We start from the raw sequence: 16,449 nt of genomic DNA on the forward strand, positions 1-16,449 counted from the left end.
TTCACTGTCCACTATATGGGGAGTATATCATTTTTGCAAGGGATAATGACTGATTTGTGAAATTTTCACAAAAATTATTGATAAAATACATTTATATATATATATATCTGTTTTAGTATGTTATCGGTAGCTTGGTTTCCTCCGCTACGACCAGGCGCTTGTCCTCCTTGTCCGTAAAAGGCAGGACTGGTGGGCGCAGTCTTTCCAGGCAGGAGACCACTTGGCTACCATCCTGGTTAAACTTGAGCAGGGCATAGTAAGGGTCGTGGTAAAAGAGGAAGGTGTAGCCTTGACTGTAGGCTTGCTTGATCCACTTTTCCTTGGCCTTGATACTGTCCATAGGGTAGTCGTCTACTGCTGCCACCCAGAGGGGATTAAAGTGGGCATGGGTCAGGAGTGTGTCGGCCATGTGTATCAGGGTCTCCCCATCTTGCTTGAGCAGGATGATGCTGTGGCCACGGCTGTGACCGCCTGTGTGGTGCATCTCAATGCCGTCGACCAGCTTGAGCTCTGAGCCAAAGGTCTGGACCTGGTCTTGGATGGCCTGCCAGTTTTCAGGCAGGTAGGTAGCCCTAGTACGGGGATTGGGATAGCGCACTTCTTCCCACTCGATGTCATTGATGTAGATGGTGGCATTTGGGAAGGTGGGAACCAGCTCGCCATCGACTAGCCTGGTCAGGCCACCGGCATGGTCATTGTGCATGTGGGTCATGAGGACCACATCGATATCCTCAGGGCTGAGGCCCAGCTGGTCCAGGCTTTCTAAGACACGGTTTTCTGAGATGACGCCGAGATTTCTCCGGAGTTTGTCACTGAGCTTTTCCGTTCCCAGACTGGTGTCGATCAGGTAATGCTTGCCCTGATAGCTGATGAGGATGGGGTCTGTCAGGTCATGGATAAGCCCCTGTTCATTGGTCGGGTAATAGCGGGACCAGACAGCCTTGGGCACAGGTCCGAAGATGGTTCCTGCATCCGTGTACTTGTCTGCCCCTCTCAGCCAGGTCAGGGTCATCTGGCCGAATTGGTAGGTTTGTAGTTTCATATTTTCATATTCTCCTCATTTCACATGAGTTTTACAGCCACATTTCTGCAATTTTTTTCTTGAGTCGATCTGTTTTTCCGCCGTATTCCTTGGTAATATTTGCATCGTGAACATAACGCTCGATATCATCGTTTCCAATGAAGCTATAAGCTCCAGTTATACGAACTACTTCCTCAGAAATGGTTGAGGCCAGTCTGGAGGTAATGATTTTCAGCATGGAGACCTCCCGTTCGTCTGACATATCGGTCCGCAGGTAGTCATGGTAATAGGCTTCGCAGGCAACCAGGGCCGTTTTCAGGTCGACGATGCGGAGTTGATTGATAGATACGTCGATAGGACGCTTGCCAAAGCCCCGGCGAATCTGTGAATAGGCCAGACCTTTCTTGAAGGCACCTTCTGCAATGCCCAGGGATTGAGCACTGATAGCCAGCCGCATCTTAATCATAGACTGGGTGTACTGTTGCTTGCCGGCAATCTGGTGGCCCAACAGCTGGTCGTTGGTCAGCTGGACATTTTCAAAACTAATAGGTGCCAGCGGCATAGAGCGGACACCGACCTTGTCAATGGTGGGACCGACCTGGACACCGGGAGTCTTGCTGTCGAGGACAAAGATAGCCATGTCCTTCTTGCCGTACTGGTCCACGGTCTGGCAGAGGACAAAGAGGACATCTGCCATAGGAGCATTGGAAACCATCTGCTTGCGACCGTTGATAATCCAGCCCTTGTCGGTCTGTCTGGCCATGGTTTCGGGAAATTGCTTGTCCAGATTGATATCTTCCTCGGAAAAGGCAAAGACACCTATTTTTTTGAAATTGAGCAAATCATCCAGATAGCGCTCCTTCTGCTCAGGACTGCCAAAATGCTCCAAGAGCCAGATGGCAAAGAAGGCCTGGGTCATGAGGATGGCCGCCAGGGAGGAAAACTCGATGGACAGGAGGCGAATGACCTCTAGAAAGGTCCTGAGCCCGCTGTCTCTGTCCACAGTTTGGTGGAGCAGGTGGAAAATCTTGTGGTCTGTGACCAGCCGATTGATAAAGAGGAGCGGAAAGAGCTTGTGCTCATCATAGTGGGCTGCTTGGCCAACTATCTCAGCCTGGATATAGTCGCTAATCTGGTCTAACTTTTCTTGGTCGTATTGCATGATTCACCTACTTTATTCGACAGGCGTGTAGTATAATTTCAGGAATTCTTCGTAGACAAAGGACTCGATTTCATTGGTCTTGGACTTGTACGGTCGACAGAACCAGATATTAAAAGGCAAAAAGTCTCTGAAGCGGATCATGGTGTGCTTGTCCTTGTCCACCAAATCTTCGATTGGCCGGGGCAGGAGAGTGATGATATTATTGCCAGATGTGGCTTCGATTAGGTAGTCCCAAGAGTAGGCTAGGAAGCTGACCTTAGGCTTGATTTTTTCTTTTTTGAACTTGTCCTTGAGGAGGTGGTAGGTGGTGTAGGACTTGTTAAAGGTGGCGACTTGATATGGTTCAATGTCCTTCCACTCTAGCAGGTCCTTGCTGGCCAAGGGATGATTCTTGTCCATAAAAGCCACGTATTCATCCATCTGGATGATGTGCTGCTCGTATTTTTGGCTATCCAGGGAGGTCGGCTCAACGACCACGACAAAGTTGAGGTCCTCAGCCAGGAACATACGGTTAAGGTCCACTCCTCCTCCTTCGGTAATCTGGATATCAATATTTGGGTGTTTGAGCAGGAAGTCCGGCAGGATATTGGCAAAATAGACCCGCAATATCAAAGACGGAATACCCAGACGGATAGTGCCCTTCTGCTTGGTAGACTCGGTCTGAATCATTCTTTGCATGTCTTCGTATTTCTCGACAATTTCGGTGGCAAAATGGTAGACACGCTCACCTGCCTCGGTCAGTTTTTCCAGGCGACCATTTTTTCTATGGAAGAGCTGGAGCCCTTCATTGGTCTCAAACTGGGTGATGAACTGGCTGAGAGCTGACTGGCTGATATGAATCTTCTTGGCGGCTAGGGATAGATTACAGTTGTTCTCAACAATATTGATAAAATACCCCATTTGAACAATATCCATTCCCATAGCATATCCTCCTTTGTCCTTTTGGACAAGCGTTTTTCATATAATCTTGTCTCACCTATCTGAACTGGTAGCTAGGTGATGTTTTTTCATGTTTTGTTTATCGTTTTGCCCTAAAAATCTGGCAACTAAGGTTTCAATTTGTTTTTAGTAGACAACGATAAATTCCTCGATTTATTATATCATATTGCTGAATACTTTTAAATAAATCTGCTCGAATTTCACAAATAAATCCCAGCAAATTGACTACTGGGATATTTCTTGTACTTAACATCTATCAAACCGACCTCAAGAACTGTCCCATTGTCTTGTCGCTAGTAAGTGTAGCTAGTAAAGTCAGGTTTGCGGAAATGCTTTCCTAGATTGGCATGGTGATGACATTGTCAGCAACGACCACATCACCTGCTGTTTTTTCTAGGACTTCTTCTACCGTCACTCCAGGAGCTACTTCCTTGAGCAGGTATTTGCCATCTTGGAATTCAAATACGGCTAATTCGGTGATGACCATGGATACCACTCCTTTGGCAGACAGTGGCAAGGTGCATTCTTTGAGGACCTTGGATTCACCGTTTTTATCGACATGTTGCAGAGCCACAATCACGCGCTTGGCACCAACCAAGAGGTCCATGGCGCCGCCCATGCCTGGCGCGAATTTTCCTGGAATAATCCAGTTGGCAATGCTGGCGTCCTGGCTAACTTCGAGGGCTCCAAGCACAGTCGCATCCACGTGACCACCACGGATGATGGCAAAGGATGTTTGGATATCAAAGGTTGAAGCTCCTGGCATAAGGGTGATGGGAGCACCACCTGAGTTGGCAATATTTGGATGGTAGTTATCCTTGCCTGGGGTTTCACCGAAACGAAGGGCTCCATTTTCAGCTTGGAGGATAACGCTCACTCCAGCTGGGATATAGTCAGCAGATGCGTTTGGAATACCGAATCCCAGGTTGACAACGTCTCCGTCATGGAATTCTAAAGCGACACGACGTGCAATAACTTCTTTTGCTTTCATATTTTTACACCCCTGCTAGTTTCTTCGTTTCTGTCCAGAGAGCACCCATCATTTCATGGTGTTCTTGTGCTGTCAAACCTTGGACGACATAATCTACTAAAATACCAGGAATATAGACATCATCCGGCTTGATTTCTCCGATTTCTACCACTTCATTGGTCTCAACGATGACTGTGTCGGCAGCCAGGGCCAGTTGCAATGAAATGTTTTTAGTGGTTCCTTCGATGTAAAGGTTTCCGTACTTGTCTGCCTTGCTGGCCTTGATTAAGGCTACGTCAATTTTCAATGGATCATAGACTAGGTACTCACGGCCGTTGCGGACAACTTTTTCTTGTTTTTCTTCTAGGATGGTTCCAACGCCTGTCGGTGTCAATACGGCACCTAGACCTGCACCTGCAGCGTGGAGGCGTTCAACCACTGTGCCCATCGGTGTGAATTCAACTTCCATCTCACCGCTGAAGTAGGCTTTTTGGGCACCTGGTGAGGTTCCGACGTGGGCTGCTATGTATTTGGATACTTGGTGGTTTTCGCAGAGGCGACCTACTCCGACTTCCTTACCAGGATGGGAGGTTACGACAGATGTCAGAGTCAGGTTTTTTGTGCCTTGTTCCACCAAGCCATCGATCAATTCAAAGGGTTCACCGACACCGAGGAAGCCTGAGATTCCCACGATGTGTCCCGGTTGTACCAGCGATACTGCTTCTTTGAGCGTTACAATTTTTGCCATTTTTTTCTCCTCGTCAAAGCTACTTATTTCCGTGTAAAGACTGCTTTTCGTTTTTCAACAAAAGCGCCCATGCCTTCTTTTTTATCCTCTGTTGAGAAGAGGAGTGCTTCTGCTTCTGTTTCCAAGCGGATAGCACTTTGCAGTGGTAATTCTGTTCCCACGCTGATGACATGTTTGGCTTTTTCGACAGCCAACGGAGCATTCTTCAAAATAGATTTTGCTAGATTTTCAGCTTCCTGCATCAATTCCTCTGCTGGGACCAGGCGATTGAGTATGCCGAGTTCGACTGCTTCTGGTCCTTTTACATTTCGAGCCGTGAAAATGAGTTCCTTGGCTTTGCTGATGCCGATGAGGCGTGGCATCCGTTGGGTTCCTGCAAATCCTGGTATAATTCCAAGTGTCACTTCAGGGAAGCCCAACAACACTTTCTCATGGCCCAGACGAATGTCTGTTGACAGAGCCAATTCCATACCACCTCCCAAAGCATATCCGTTAATTGCTGCAATGGATGGCTGGCGAAGATGTTCTAGTCTGGAGAAAGTATCATTGGCATAGGTCATGTATTCGAAGGCTTGTGTCGGCGTCATCTTATCCATTTCCTTGATGTCTGCGCCGGCTACAAATGATTTCTCACCTGCACCTGTGACGATGACTACACCAATTTCTGTACTGGTTTCCACTAAATCCAATACTTCATTCAAGTCTTTCAAGACTTGTGAGCTGAGGGCATTCAATGCTTCTGGACGATTGATGGTGATATAGCCGATGCCATCTTTGACGTCCAACAATACAGTTTTGTTCATAAACATTCTCCTAATGTGTAATGTGATTGGTCACCTAGGGTCAACAATGCAACCAATCGATTGACAAAATGTAAAACGCTTACATTATTAGTTTATCAACTATTTACATATTCGTCTACTTAAGAAATTTTAATAGTTGTATTAGGTGGGCTTATAGAAATTGTGCGAAAACCAACTTATTTATTAAGGTTGTTCAACCATCAAAAAGTAATCAAGAACGCTTTCCCAAAAAGTAAAAAAGCACCCAGATTTCTCCGGGCACTAGAGGTTAGGAAGCTTTTTTAGATTTAGCAATGTAGTAAAGCTGGAGCAAGATTCCGACCACGGCCATGCCGATGACGATATAGAAGGCCATAGAGTAGTCTCCATTGTTGGCTTGAGCCAGACGAGCACCCAGCTGTGGTCCTGCAATAGCAGCAACACCGTAAGCCGTAAACATCCAGCCGTAGTTGGTACCTACATTGGCCACACCCCAGTTATCAGCAGTGATACCTGGGAAGGAACCGAGGAAACCACCGAAGGACAGGGCAACCAGCATGACACCGATGATAGCCAGGACACTGCCTTCACCTTTAAAGGTCGCTGTCAGGAAGAGCCCTCCTGCTACTGCGGCAAACATGGCAACAACGGTCGGGTAGCGACCAATCTTATCAGACACGGCTCCCCAGAAAATCCGGCCAAAGGTATTGGCGATGGAAACCAGCATGACAAAGAATGTCGCTTCACTGACCAGCTTGTATTGGTCAGAGATGGATGCGGCACCACCGATAATCATCATACCGCCGGTCGCACCGAGGATGTAAATCAACCAGAGTAGCCAGAAATTGCCTTCACGCAACATTTCCTTATGGGTCTTACCAGTCGGAGCTGCAGCACCTGGTGTCGGAGCAGCTGCTGGAGCCTTTTCCATGACCAGGGAAGACGCACAGATGACCACCAAGAGGGCAATACCCAGTACATTGAAGGTCCGGTAAACACCCATGGCGCCAATCATGCCTTTAGCAACTGGCCCGATAATCAGGGGACCAAGACCAAAGCCTGCCGCTGTCAAACCACCAGCCAGACCTTTTTTATCAGGGAACCATTTGGAAGCGACCGAAGTAGCTGCACCATAGGCAGACCCGATACCTAGACCCAGGATGACACCGTAGGTCAGATAGAGAATCGACAAGCTGGTTGCAAAGCCTGTGGCAAACATGCCCAGACCAAAGAGGATACCACCTAAGAATACAAATTTCTTAGGACCGAGGGCATCAACCTTGGGGCCGAAAATAATCATTCCGACCGGAACCATGGCAAAGGAGATACTAAAGGCCAGTGAGGTCTGGGCCTGTACCCATCCTTGGTCGGCATTGGCTTCCAAGAGAGCTTTTTGGAAAACGGACCAGGCATAGCCCGCTCCCAAGGAGAGGTTGGTCAAGATGGCCGCCGCCAAAATGACCCAACGATTTGGTGTTTTTTTCATAATCTTTCCTCACATAATCTACAAATGGTGAAAGTTACTCAATGAAAATCAGGAAGACGCGGAGAACTCTGACGCTTATGGTTTTATGGCGACAGGCTGAAAAGCACACCCCGAGCTTTTCACACATCAAGTCGAGTCAACAACGTCTGCGTTTGATTTTCGAAGAGTACTATCTGCTCACGATAACGGCTATCCCCATACCACCACCGATACAGAGAGTTGCTAAACCGCATTTGGCATCACGTTTTTGCATTTCATGTAGAAGTGTGACAAAGATACGGGCGCCTGACGCTCCGATTGGGTGACCTAGGGCAATGGCACCACCGTTTACATTGACAATATCTGGATTGAGTCCTAGTTCGCGATTGACTGCGCAAGCTTGGGACGCAAAGGCTTCGTTGGCTTCAACCAAATCTAGGTCACTGACAGACAAGCCTGCCTTATCCAGGGCCTTACGGGATGCGTAGATAGGACCGCAACCCATAATAGTTGGATCTAGACCTGCACTTGCATAAGATTTGATAGTAGCAAGGACTGGCAGCCCCAATTGTGCAGCTTTTTCACTGCTCATCATAATGATAGCCGCTGCTCCGTCATTGATACCAGAGGCATTTCCGGCAGTAACAGTACCGTCTTTCTTGAAGGCCGGGCGCAAATTTGCCATGCCTTCCATGCTGGCATTTTCACGTGGATATTCGTCTGTGTCAAAGACGAGTGGATCGCCCTTGCGTTGCGGAATCAGAACTGGTACGATTTCGTCTTTGAATTTACCTGCCTTGATAGCAGCGACAGCCTTTTCCTGGGAACGAACCGCAAAGCTATCCTGATCTTCACGGGTAATATTGTACTTGGCTGCGACATTTTCTGCTGTGATACCCATATGCATTGGCTCAAAGGCATCCGTTAGTCCATCTTTTAGCATGGTATCAATCACTTTGCTGTCGCCCATGCGGGAACCCCAGCGCTGATTTTGAATAACATACGGCGCCTGGCTCATATTTTCCGTACCACCTGCAATGACAACATCTGCATCTCCCAAAAGGATAGCTTGGGCTGCTAGGCTGATGGTTTTCAGACCAGAACCGCAAACTTTATTAATGGTGAAGGAAGGAGTCGTTACAGGCAAGCCAGATTTGATACTAACTTGACGTGCGACGTTTTGTCCAAGACCTGCACCAAGTACATTACCAAAAATCACTTCATCCACCAAAGTAGGATCAAGGTTAATTTTTTCGAGTGCGCCTTTGACAGCAGTTACTCCCAAATCAACAGCAGATATATCTTTTAAACTTCCACCGTAACTGCCAATTGGTGTTCGAACAGCTGCTACAATTACTGCTTCTCTCATTTTTTTCTCCCTTCCTAATACGTAAAGAATCCTTGACCAGTCTTACGACCAAGTTTACCAGATTCCACCATTTTTTTAAGAAGTGGAGCTGGACGATATTTTGGATCCGCGAAGCCATTGCTCAAGACATTCATAATAGCCAAAACAACATCGAGGCCAATTAAATCAGCTAGAGCTAATGGGCCAATCGGATGGTTGGCACCCAATTTCATGGCTGTGTCAATTTCTTCTGCACTGGCAACGCCTTCTCCCAAGACAAAGATTGCTTCGTTGATCATTGGAATCAGGATACGGTTGACCACAAAACCATAGGAATCCGCCACGCACACCGCTGTTTTATTGATTTTTGCAGTGACTTCTTCTACCGCAGCAGCTGTTTCTGGAGAGGTTTGAATGGCACGAATAACTTCGACCAATTTCATAAGAGGAGCTGGGTTAAAGAAGTGCATACCTAGCACCTTATCCGGACGACCTGAAGCAGCAGCAATATCGGTCACAGACAGGGAGGAGGTATTGGATGCCAGGATGGTTTCTGGAGCTGTAATCTCGTTTAATTGCTTAAAGATGCTCAGCTTGATATCGCGGTTTTCAGTCGCTGCTTCCACCACCAATTGCACATGTTTGGCATCCTGGTAATCTGTCGACGGGATCAATCGTGCATAGGCTGCGTCTGCTTCTTCTTGGGTCATTTTTTCTTTTCCAACAGCACGATCAAATTGTTTCTTAATACCTGCTAGACCACGTTCAACAAATTCTAATTTAATATCATTGAGATAGACAGTGAAGCCTGATTGGGCAAAAACTTGAGCAATCCCGCTGCCCATTTGACCAGACCCAATGACCATAACATTTTTAATTTCCATTATACTTTTTTCCTTTCCTTTCGCCCTAGAGCCAATATCCTGGGAGCAGGAGATTCCCCACTCCCGGATGAATTGCTTACTCTTAGAAAATCATTTCTCTTTTCAAAAGCCTTGACCAGCGAAAATCTCCAGTGGAAGTTTGCGGCCTGTCGCCTTGAGCCGAGAGATGGATTTTTAGTGAGTTTTAGACGAAGGCACCGATTCCAGTCAATTCACGCGCCACAATCATGGCATTGATTTCGTGTGTTCCTTCATAGGTGTAAATAGCTTCCGCATCTGTGAAGAAGCGAGCAACTTCTGTTTCGTAGGTAATACCGTTACCGCCACAGACTTCACGAGCCAGGGCTACTGTTTCTCTCATGCGGAGAGAGTTGTGGAGCTTAGCCAGTGAAGAATTGAGCATTTCTTCTGTGCCAGATTCTTGGATTTCGGCAATGCGTGCGGAGTAAGCAATGGCTGCCTGCACATTTGCCTGCATACGAGCCAATTTTTCCTGTACCAATTGGAAGCCACCGAGTTTGCGGCCGAATTGTTCACGAGTTGTGGTCAAGCGAAGGGCTGCATTGAAGGCACCAGCCGCTGTACCCATGGCAATGTAAGCAACGTCTGCGCGTGTGCGAACGAAGATTTTCGCTACATCACCATAGCCGTTGATATTGACAAGACGGTCTGCTTCAGGAACTTCCACATCTTTGAGTGTAATGTGACCATTGTTTACGATACGGAGGGAAATCTTGTGCTCCACGTTTTCCACAGAAAGACCTGGGCTACCTTGTTTCACCATGAAACATTTGATTTTCTTGGTTTCCACATCGCGGGCAAAGATTGGAATAAAGTCTGCTGTCTTAGCACCACCAATCCAGCGTTTTTCGCCGTTCAATACCCAGACATCACCCTTGCGCTCAGCTGTTGTTGCAAGACCACCTGCAATATCAGAACCATGGTCAGGCTCTGTCAAACCGAAACAGGTCTGTGCTTCAAAATTACGAACTGGTGTACCAAAGCGCTCAATCTGCTCCTGGCTACCACCAATGAGAATCGTATTGTAACCAAGTCCGCCATGCACTGTGTAGAAGGTTGCAACAGACGGATCGAAGCGAGCCATTTCCAGGTAGAGGAAGGCGTTGTAAAGCTCACCAGCCTTCCAAGATCCTTCGCGACCAACGAACAAATCTGGGTGAGTCATAATTTTGGCTGCTGCAAATGCTCCCAGGATTTCTTCACGTGGAAGCAGGGCTTTTTCATAGCTGTCAATCAAGACTGGACGAACACGTGCTTCTAATTCTTGGCGCAAGTGTTTCAAGACTTTCAGTTCACCCTCCGTCAATTTTTCGGCATAACCGAACAAATCTTCTGGGTACAACTCTCTAGCTAATTCTTTAACTGACATGGTAATAGACTCCTTTTTGTATTTTTTGCTTTGTGTAAAGCGTTTACATTTTGTTGACAACATTATAATATAACGAAATTACATAAAAATCTACTTAATAAAAATTAATACGACTATAAGTGAAGATTATAGAATTTCACAAAGTAGGAAAACACAAGAATCCTTACCATTGCTAACTTTGGAAAGCATAAAAATAGGAAGAACGGAAAGTTTGTGAAGAAAAAAGCAGACCGGATTCTGAATCCAGCCTGCCAAAGAGGAAATTGGTAGTGTATTAAAAATTAGAGGTGGAGTTTCTTCAAGACATGCTCTGCTTCTGTAAAGATTGTCTCGATAATGGCCTTGGCAGGCTTGATGTCATTGACCAGACCAGCAATTTGTCCAGCCATGAGAGAGCCGTTTTCAGCATCTCCCTCCTTGACTGCCTTGGCAAGAGCCCCCATGGTGATTTCTTCCAGATCATGACGGGAAGTAGCCTGAGCCTCTATTTCCAGATATTTGTCTGTCATAGCATTGCGGATACAGCGCACCGGCGCCTTAAATTTGCGACCAGTCACGACAGTTGAGGTGTCTACCGCATCCAGCACAGCCTGCTTGTAGCTATCTGGTATCGGGCATTCTTCTGCCGCGAGGAATATGGTCCCCATCTGCACCCCTTCTGCTCCCAGGGCAAAGGCAGCGACCACACCATGGCCATCTGCCACACCACCTGCACAAATCACAGGAATATCTAGAGCAGCAGCCACCTGTCTCGTCAGGGGCATGGAGGCCATTTCGCCGATGTGACCACCAGCTTCCATCCCTTCAGCCACTACAGCATCACAGCCCAATTCCTGCATTTTGAGGGCCAGCTTGACACTTGGAATAACTGGGACCACCTTGATGCCAGCTTCCTTGAGACGAGGCATATAGGGTTTCGGTGTACCTGCACCTGTGGTCACGACCTTAACCCCTTCTTCAATCAGGACTTCCACAATCTCTGCCACATTGTCCATCATCAACATCAGATTGACCGCAAACGGCTTATCCGTCAGGGCCTTGGTCTTCCGAATTTCCTCTCGGACCTCATCTGCCGTCATGCCACCTGAAGCAAGAATACCCAGACCACCAGCGTTTGAGACAGCGCTGACCAATTGGTGACGAGAAATCTGAGCCATGGCTCCTTGGAAAACGGGATACTGGATACCCAACAATTCTGTAACACGATTCATCTTGCATGTTCCTCCTGTTTCGTTATCTTTGTCACAATCATACCAAATATTGAAACCCTTTTCAATCCTTCTTCTATTACAAAATCTTATGTCAACCATAACAAATTGTAATGTGTCTGGACTAGCCTATTTTGGCGGGATAACATTGGCCTGACCAGCTATGACCTTGACACCATCCTGATTGGTCACGATAGTCTCCAAGGTCAACCAGCCCTTGTCATCAATGGCTGTAATGGTTGCGGTCGCAGTCAAGGTATCCCCGATTCCAACGGGTTTGAGGAATTTCAACTCCTGCCCCAGATAGATGGTTCCAGGACCAGGCAGATACATGCCCAAGACGGTTGAAATCAAGGAAGCACCCAACATGCCATGGGCAATCCGCTTCTTGAACATGCCCTGTGAAGCCTCAACTTCGTTGACATGGGCAGGATTCAAATCACCTGAAATCCCTGCAAAAAGGATCACATCTGTCTCTGTAATGGTCTTAGCAAACTGACCCGTCTGCCCAATTTCAAATACTTTTGTCATTGTACTACTCCTTTTCGTCATTTTATTTATCCTCAATGAAAATCAATCTAGCCACCAGCAGAACTCTATCACTAACTTATTTCAAGGCGACAGGCTGAAAGGCTCTTGACAAGGGATGGTTTTGATTTTCGAAGAGTATTAGTTGATTTTTTATTATTTTTTACTATAATGGGGTCAAAGAAAGGGTTATTATATGAAATCATATCCTATCCACTACCATACACTGAAAAATGGCGAGCGCCTAGCCTATTCAAGAATTGGCACTACTGGCCCAGCCTTGATTCTCCTGCATGGCAACCTGAGTTCGTCGGTTCATTTCTACCAGCTGGCAGAGGCTCTGGAAGGAGACTTTCAGCTAATTCTTCCAGACATGCGTGGCTTCGGGCATTCCAGCTACCAGCAGCCTGTCCATTCCCTGCAGGAATTGGCTCTGGACTTGGTGGAGCTCATGGATGTGCTGGCAATCCATAGCTATGCTATCCTTGGTTGGTCCACAGGCGGTGGGGTTGCCTTGGAAATGGCTGCGCTAAAACCACAAGCCGTTGAGCAGGTATTTCTCCTCGCCTCCATCGGCATACAGGGCTACATGTCTCCTAGCGGTATCAATCGACCTCAATTAGGCCTGCTGCCGCTCCTCATCCAGACCAATCGGGCCATGGCCAAGTGGAATCCCGTCCTGCAGAAGGTCGAGTTGGCCTTACAAAACCGTGACCAGCGTATCCTCAAGAAAATAATGGACCCCCTCTACCAACTCTACCCGATTTCTGAGCAGGATTACCAGGCCTATATGGATGCCATGTGCCAGCAGCAAAACTACTCTGACATCTTTATCAACCTCTTCACCTTCAATATGACCAATCAAACAAACGGCCTGGTCGCCGGAACCAACCGGATTCAAGATGTCACCTGTCCGGTCATCATTATCCACGGGGACAAGGACAAGGTTGTTCGTATGGACTCTGCTCTTCTGACCTATCAGACCTTGAAGCAACAGGCCCAGCTCTATGTCATGGATGCTGGTCACTCTATCCAGACAGACCAACCTAATCAGCTAGCAGACATTCTAAGAAAACATCTCCTCTAACGAACAAGCCACATTGATAACTTTCCCCATTATAGACAAGGAGCTGGGCTTAAGCCCAGCCCTTTTTACTCATCATGGGTTTTATAGAAATCCATGAGTTTTGGTATTACTTGTTGGCGGGACCGCTTGCTGACAAAGAGGCCGATATGGCCGGAATCATAATAGACAGTCTCCGTATCTTTTGAGCCAACTAATTTCGGTAATGGTTCAGAAGCCAGAGTCGGCACTTGGTCATCCCGATTGGCAATGATATTGAGCAATGGCTGCTTGATATTCTTGAGATTGACCGTTTCATCGCCGATTTTGAGCTCGCCCTTGACCAGCTTATTATCATGGTACATGTCATTGGTAAACTGACGAATGGTCGCTCCAGCCTGGGCAGGGCTGTCAAAAATCCAGCTTTCCAGGGCCAAGAAATTGGTCATGGCTTTTTCATTGTCCAGTTTATCAATCAAATCCAAATATTTATTGGTGGTTAATTTGATAGGCGATAAGAGCAAGAAACCGTTGTTCATGACTTCTCCAGACAGGTTGCCATAGGCTTCGACCATACTGTCTGCATCCATATATTTGCCCCATTGGAAGAGCAACTTATCACACGGAGAGAAATCAATCGGCGCCACAACAGTCACCAGATTCTTGACCAAGTCAGGATTGAGGGCTGTAAAGATAGTCGCAAAATTGGCTCCCTGGCAAATACCGAAAAAGTTGATTTTATCGGCACCAGAATGGTCCAAAACAGCCTCCACACAGTTGCGCATATAGCCCTGGATATAGTCTTCCATGGTGATATACATGTCATCCTTGGTCGGATAACCCCAGTCGATGACATAGAGATCCGCCCCCGCATTGAGCATATCTTCCACAAAGCTATTGCCCTCCTGCAGGTCTAGCATGTAGTATTTATTGACCAGGGCATAAGAAATCAGGGTCGGCGTCTTGAGTGGTCGTTTTACTTTTGGTTTGAAATGATAGAGGACCAACTTATCCTCTGCGTAGATGACTTCTTTTTCCGATACGCCACCTTTTGGTCGTTCCAGCTTGGTCAAGGTTTCAATGCCCTTAATCAAGCGTTGTTGGGATTCCAGGGCATCCTGGATATTTTTCTTCGGTATGGTAAATAATTCCTCAAACATAGGCCATCTCCCTTCTTACTTATTTGCTGTCAGCTTTCTTGCTGGGCTTGGTCTTAGCAGGCTTGGCCTCTGCGCCTTGCTTGATGTCCTTGAGTTCGCGCTTGAGCTTGGTCACTTCGCGTTTCAACTCTTGAACCTTTTTATACAGGCTGCGCGCATCACTTTCTAAGACAATCGGCAGGCCTTTCAGGACTAATTCCAAGAGTTTATTGCGGGCAATGACAAACTGCGCATTGGCGGTACCAAATTTGGCCAAGAGTTGAGAAAATTCATCTGAGTAGAAATATTCTTGTAAGGTTTTTTCTACTTCATTAGACCAATGATGATAAAATTCCTTGTATGTTTGCGGTTGCTCACCCTTTTTAACCAATTCAGCAAATTCTTCCATTAAAGTTTTAGCCCGATTTTTGGTTACTTGGGTTAGTTTTTGCTGGAACTCTATACTTGTTAGGATTAACTGAATACTATTGTCAATGAAGGCGTTCTGAGCTTCAATCTTCTCCGTGTTGTTGCCCATGCCTGGAATGCGCAAGAGCGGCGCTACTGTCTGCTCATACTGGCTCTTCCACTGGTCAAAGAAACCAGCCAGCTTGTCTGGATCTCCGTTGGCACCCTCGACATAGAGACGACTGAGGTCAAAGAAGGATTCAGCCCACGGCCCCAAGAATTGAGACCAGTTATCCTTGAGCGCGCCGGTCAGCTGATAAGGCGCTTCTAGGATTGAGCGCAGCTGGGCAGGAATATAGGGTTGGACAAAATCAGCATAAAATTGCTGGCCATCTGACATCCACTTGTTGACCCATTCCTTGCCATCTTCTTCAAATGGCTTGGAATAGAGGTCACGAAGGTTGTCAAAATAGCGATAAAAACTAACAAAATGCTTGTTGGCATCCATCATCTTGACCAAGGTTGCATAAGAATCCGAATCAAGGGCATCATAGAGACGGGATGGATTGAACTGGTTGCGGTAAAATTCCAAATAGGTATTCATATCTGGAAATTGGGAAATGTAGTTGCCCAGAGGTCCTTCTTGATAGGCCTTTTGCATCTGTTCTGTCCAGCTAGACTGAAGTTTGTTCCAAGAATCCAGGGCAGGATTGGTCATCCCAGTTTGGAAGGGCATGGTAAATCCATTGGTCGGATTCAAAGATTTGAGATAGTCAGTGAAGAATTGCTGCTGGGCGGTCAAAATATCTGCCATACCTTTTGGGCCATCTTCAGCCTGTTTTGGTATCAGACTTTGCCACTGCTCAGCCATTTTCTTTTGAGCCTCAAACCACTGATTGATCATATCGTATTGGGACATAAGATTCCTCCTTATAAGAATTCGGTCAATTCCTGGACCGTCAGGTTAGACAAGTGGGACAGTCTACCTACAATTCTTATCTTATTATAGAGAGTTTTCAATTTCAAGCTGTCATGCTCTAAATGCAACTTAGAGTTTTTTATAGCAACTAGTAGGCCAACTAATACATAAAAATAATACGACACTCACAGTTAGCTTTTGATACTCAGTCAAATTCAAAAAGAGTGAATATCAGTTCGTTTTCTCAATCAACAAAAAACATATATAATGTTGTTTTTTGTTAAAACCTAGCTAGTATGTCTATTCGCCTCTAGAGATTTCCAAAGATTTTCTCTAGAGGTCTCCCTCTCTTTCAGAATGGTTAGATTGAATTTTGCTGGGTTTGAGCAAACAAAAAGGGCTCTATAATTTCTGTAGTGGGTAAATCCACTGTAGAGATTATGGAGCCTTTTTGAGTGTAGAAAAAAAGTCCCAT

The 16,449-nt window shown here is 46.5% G+C and carries 15 protein-coding genes; 1 reads left to right on the forward strand and 14 read right to left on the reverse strand.

All coding sequences use genetic code 11. The annotated features are described in order from the left end of the window. Nucleotides 1-112 precede the first annotated feature (112 nt). The 12 genes from ACHBHN_RS05040 to ACHBHN_RS05095 all read right to left on the reverse strand — a co-directional run bounded on the left by ACHBHN_RS05040 (nucleotide 113) and on the right by ACHBHN_RS05095 (nucleotide 12,448). Nucleotides 113-1,042 (reverse strand): MBL fold metallo-hydrolase, encoded by a 930-nt coding sequence (locus tag ACHBHN_RS05040; RefSeq protein ID WP_105122335.1) that lies wholly within the window; start codon nucleotides 1,040-1,042, stop codon nucleotides 113-115. A 31-nt stretch (nucleotides 1,043-1,073) separates the two neighbouring features. Continuing rightward, a complete protein-coding gene (locus tag ACHBHN_RS05045) occupies nucleotides 1,074-2,183 on the reverse strand; it encodes an acyl-CoA dehydrogenase family protein (protein ID WP_172063803.1) in 1,110 nt (369 codons plus the stop codon). Nucleotides 2,184-2,195: 12 nt separating this feature from the next. Next, nucleotides 2,196-3,098 (reverse strand): LysR family transcriptional regulator, encoded by a 903-nt coding sequence (locus tag ACHBHN_RS05050; protein WP_394733741.1) that lies wholly within the window; start codon nucleotides 3,096-3,098, stop codon nucleotides 2,196-2,198. 361 nt (nucleotides 3,099-3,459) lie between these two features. Continuing rightward, entirely contained in the window at nucleotides 3,460-4,113 is a 654-nt protein-coding gene (locus tag ACHBHN_RS05055) for a 3-oxoacid CoA-transferase subunit B (protein WP_105138173.1), read from the reverse strand. A gap of 4 nt (nucleotides 4,114-4,117) precedes the next feature. Next, nucleotides 4,118-4,840 carry a CoA transferase subunit A gene (locus tag ACHBHN_RS05060; protein WP_105110502.1) on the reverse strand — a complete coding sequence of 241 codons (723 nt, stop codon included), beginning with the start codon at nucleotides 4,838-4,840 and terminating at the stop codon, nucleotides 4,118-4,120. Between the two features lie 23 nt (nucleotides 4,841-4,863). Next, nucleotides 4,864-5,643 carry an enoyl-CoA hydratase/isomerase family protein gene (locus ACHBHN_RS05065; RefSeq protein ID WP_394733735.1) on the reverse strand — a complete coding sequence of 260 codons (780 nt, stop codon included), beginning with the start codon at nucleotides 5,641-5,643 and terminating at the stop codon, nucleotides 4,864-4,866. A 268-nt stretch (nucleotides 5,644-5,911) separates the two neighbouring features. Continuing rightward, entirely contained in the window at nucleotides 5,912-7,108 is a 1,197-nt protein-coding gene (locus tag ACHBHN_RS05070; RefSeq protein WP_172010144.1) for an MFS transporter, read from the reverse strand. Between the two features lie 169 nt (nucleotides 7,109-7,277). Further along, complete coding sequence (locus ACHBHN_RS05075) at nucleotides 7,278-8,456, reverse strand: acetyl-CoA C-acetyltransferase (RefSeq protein WP_394733736.1); 1,179 nt, start codon at nucleotides 8,454-8,456, stop codon at nucleotides 7,278-7,280. 14 nt (nucleotides 8,457-8,470) lie between these two features. Next, nucleotides 8,471-9,319, reverse strand: coding sequence for a 3-hydroxybutyryl-CoA dehydrogenase (locus ACHBHN_RS05080; protein ID WP_394733737.1), 849 nt, complete (start codon nucleotides 9,317-9,319; stop codon nucleotides 8,471-8,473). A 184-nt stretch (nucleotides 9,320-9,503) separates the two neighbouring features. After that, nucleotides 9,504-10,709, reverse strand: a complete 1,206-nt coding sequence (locus ACHBHN_RS05085; RefSeq protein ID WP_105122330.1) for an acyl-CoA dehydrogenase family protein — start codon at nucleotides 10,707-10,709, stop codon at nucleotides 9,504-9,506. Between the two features lie 281 nt (nucleotides 10,710-10,990). Next, complete coding sequence (locus ACHBHN_RS05090) at nucleotides 10,991-11,920, reverse strand: nitronate monooxygenase (protein WP_105122329.1); 930 nt, start codon at nucleotides 11,918-11,920, stop codon at nucleotides 10,991-10,993. Between the two features lie 126 nt (nucleotides 11,921-12,046). Then, complete coding sequence (locus tag ACHBHN_RS05095; RefSeq protein ID WP_105110509.1) at nucleotides 12,047-12,448, reverse strand: MaoC family dehydratase; 402 nt, start codon at nucleotides 12,446-12,448, stop codon at nucleotides 12,047-12,049. Between the two features lie 193 nt (nucleotides 12,449-12,641). Between ACHBHN_RS05095 and ACHBHN_RS05100 the strand changes: the two genes are divergently transcribed. Next, a complete protein-coding gene (locus tag ACHBHN_RS05100; protein ID WP_394733738.1) occupies nucleotides 12,642-13,532 on the forward strand; it encodes an alpha/beta fold hydrolase in 891 nt (296 codons plus the stop codon). Nucleotides 13,533-13,597: 65 nt separating this feature from the next. On the opposite strand, the gene phaC is transcribed toward ACHBHN_RS05100, so the two are convergent. Together phaC and ACHBHN_RS05110 are read right to left on the reverse strand one after the other, a co-directional pair. Then, nucleotides 13,598-14,668 carry a class III poly(R)-hydroxyalkanoic acid synthase subunit PhaC gene (phaC, locus tag ACHBHN_RS05105; RefSeq protein WP_105110511.1) on the reverse strand — a complete coding sequence of 357 codons (1,071 nt, stop codon included), beginning with the start codon at nucleotides 14,666-14,668 and terminating at the stop codon, nucleotides 13,598-13,600. A 19-nt stretch (nucleotides 14,669-14,687) separates the two neighbouring features. Beyond that, nucleotides 14,688-15,974 (reverse strand): poly(R)-hydroxyalkanoic acid synthase subunit PhaE, encoded by a 1,287-nt coding sequence (locus tag ACHBHN_RS05110; RefSeq protein WP_394733739.1) that lies wholly within the window; start codon nucleotides 15,972-15,974, stop codon nucleotides 14,688-14,690. Nucleotides 15,975-16,449 lie beyond the last annotated feature (475 nt).

It is taken from the genome of Streptococcus sp. A22 (assembly GCF_043674215.1).
GTDB lineage: Bacteria > Bacillota > Bacilli > Lactobacillales > Streptococcaceae > Streptococcus > Streptococcus suis_V.